The sequence below is a fragment of the Tardiphaga robiniae genome (assembly GCF_001618955.1).
In the GTDB taxonomy this organism is placed as follows: Bacteria; Pseudomonadota; Alphaproteobacteria; order Rhizobiales; family Xanthobacteraceae; genus Tardiphaga; species Tardiphaga robiniae_A.
The window spans coordinates 310,001-312,500 of record NZ_LVYV01000001.1 but is presented as its reverse complement, the minus strand read 5'-3'; the positions used below and the strand labels follow the sequence as shown (position 1 = coordinate 312,500).

2 tRNA genes and 1 rRNA gene are annotated in these 2,500 nt (G+C 54.2%); all 3 read left to right on the top strand.

The window, feature by feature from the left end:
- The first annotated feature begins 548 nt into the window (after positions 1–548).
- Positions 549–2,035: ribosomal RNA gene (locus A4A58_RS01495) — 16S ribosomal RNA — on the top strand.
- 215 nt (positions 2,036–2,250) lie between these two features.
- A tRNA-Ile gene (locus tag A4A58_RS01490) sits at positions 2,251–2,327 on the top strand.
- A gap of 94 nt (positions 2,328–2,421) precedes the next feature.
- Positions 2,422–2,497 (top strand) — tRNA-Ala (locus A4A58_RS01485).
- Positions 2,498–2,500: the final 3 nt, after the last annotated feature.

Sequence of the window (2,500 nt, the reverse complement as noted above, 5' to 3'; positions counted from 1 at the left end):
GAAGCACCAGCCGACAGTTTCGGTGGGTGTTTTGTCGTCGGGTTGAGTTGTCAGGTTTCTGAAAAGGGGCCTGGCGGATCTCGATCGGTGCAACGTTCTGCTGCTTGTTTCGAACGAAATAATCGGCGCGCTGCGAAGAAAGAGATTGCTTCCTTCCTCCGGAAGGTCTACTGGTTCGCTCCCTTCGGGGCGCTGGCATCCACTGGATGCCGCCTGATGGATCTCACTTTGGAAGATCTGAAGATAGAGATTTCTCCCTTCTGGGGAGAGTGACGCTTCGGCGTTGGGCTGTTTGACAAGTTAAAATGAAGAAAGAGAAACGTGGACGGCGGAGTCCTTGCGGGTCTCGTTCGATGGGAGCTTCGGCTTCCTGAGGCGGGGCCGGACGAAAGACTTCGGCGGTACACGTTTTGAACAAAGGTTAACACCATCGTTGTTAGCGCTGTGAAGCGCGGACAGCAGGTCGCCAAAGCCGCAAGGTTTTGAACGACTTAGTATGGTGGGACCTCGTCAATACGTTGTGATCAGCCGGTTTAAAGTTTCAAGTCCAACTTGAGAGTTTGATCCTGGCTCAGAGCGAACGCTGGCGGCAGGCTTAACACATGCAAGTCGAACGGGCGTAGCAATACGTCAGTGGCAGACGGGTGAGTAACGCGTGGGAACATACCTCTTGGTTCGGAACAACACAGGGAAACTTGTGCTAATACCGGATAAGCCCTTACGGGGAAAGATTTATCGCCGAGAGATTGGCCCGCGTCTGATTAGCTAGTTGGTAGGGTAATGGCCTACCAAGGCGACGATCAGTAGCTGGTCTGAGAGGATGATCAGCCACATTGGGACTGAGACACGGCCCAAACTCCTACGGGAGGCAGCAGTGGGGAATATTGGACAATGGGCGCAAGCCTGATCCAGCCATGCCGCGTGAGTGATGAAGGCCCTAGGGTTGTAAAGCTCTTTTGTACGGGAAGATAATGACGGTACCGTAAGAATAAGCCCCGGCTAACTTCGTGCCAGCAGCCGCGGTAATACGAAGGGGGCTAGCGTTGCTCGGAATCACTGGGCGTAAAGGGTGCGTAGGCGGGTTTTTAAGTCAGAGGTGAAATCCTGGAGCTCAACTCCAGAACTGCCTTTGATACTGAAAGTCTTGAGTATGGGAGAGGTGAGTGGAACTGCGAGTGTAGAGGTGAAATTCGTAGATATTCGCAAGAACACCAGTGGCGAAGGCGGCTCACTGGCCCATAACTGACGCTGAGGCACGAAAGCGTGGGGAGCAAACAGGATTAGATACCCTGGTAGTCCACGCCGTAAACGATGAATGCCAGCCGTTAGTGGGTTTACTCACTAGTGGCGCAGCTAACGCTTTAAGCATTCCGCCTGGGGAGTACGGTCGCAAGATTAAAACTCAAAGGAATTGACGGGGGCCCGCACAAGCGGTGGAGCATGTGGTTTAATTCGACGCAACGCGCAGAACCTTACCAGCCCTTGACATGTCTATGACCGGTACCAGAGATGGAACCTTCCCTTCGGGGCATAGAGCACAGGTGCTGCATGGCTGTCGTCAGCTCGTGTCGTGAGATGTTGGGTTAAGTCCCGCAACGAGCGCAACCCCCGTCCTTAGTTGCTACCATTTAGTTGAGCACTCTAAGGAGACTGCCGGTGATAAGCCGCGAGGAAGGTGGGGATGACGTCAAGTCCTCATGGCCCTTACGGGCTGGGCTACACACGTGCTACAATGGCGGTGACAATGGGAGGCAAAGGGGCGACCCCTCGCAAATCTCAAAAAGCCGTCTCAGTTCGGATTGGGCTCTGCAACTCGAGCCCATGAAGTTGGAATCGCTAGTAATCGTGGATCAGCATGCCACGGTGAATACGTTCCCGGGCCTTGTACACACCGCCCGTCACACCATGGGAGTTGGTTCTACCTGAAGGCAGTGCGCTAACCGCAAGGGGGCAGCTGACCACGGTAGGGTCAGCGACTGGGGTGAAGTCGTAACAAGGTAGCCGTAGGGGAACCTGCGGCTGGATCACCTCCTTTCTAAGGATGGATCTTCAGAAGCTTGCTTCTATCGATCCTCTTTTGAAACATCAGTGGCCAGACATTGGATCAATGTTTGAGCTGCATAGGCGGGACACCGCCGTCTTCGTTTCTCTTTCTTCGCGGACGAACACACGCTGGGGCGTGCTCGTGCTGCTTATTGGCGTTTGATCGCAAGATCATGTCGATGAGCCGAGCGCAGTCCTTTGTTGTTAGGGCTTGTAGCTCAGTTGGTTAGAGCGCGCGCTTGATAAGCGTGAGGTCGGAAGTTCAAGTCTTCCCAGGCCCACCATATTTGCGCGCTTTGAATTGAGCTGCTGCTGACGTCGACTTTGCATCTGCAAAACGTACTCTTCATTGAGCGTTGAGCATTCGTCTTCTGGAACGGGGGCATAGCTCAGCTGGGAGAGCGCGTGCTTTGCAAGCATGAGGTCGTCGGTTCGATCCCGTCTGCCTCCACCAGAA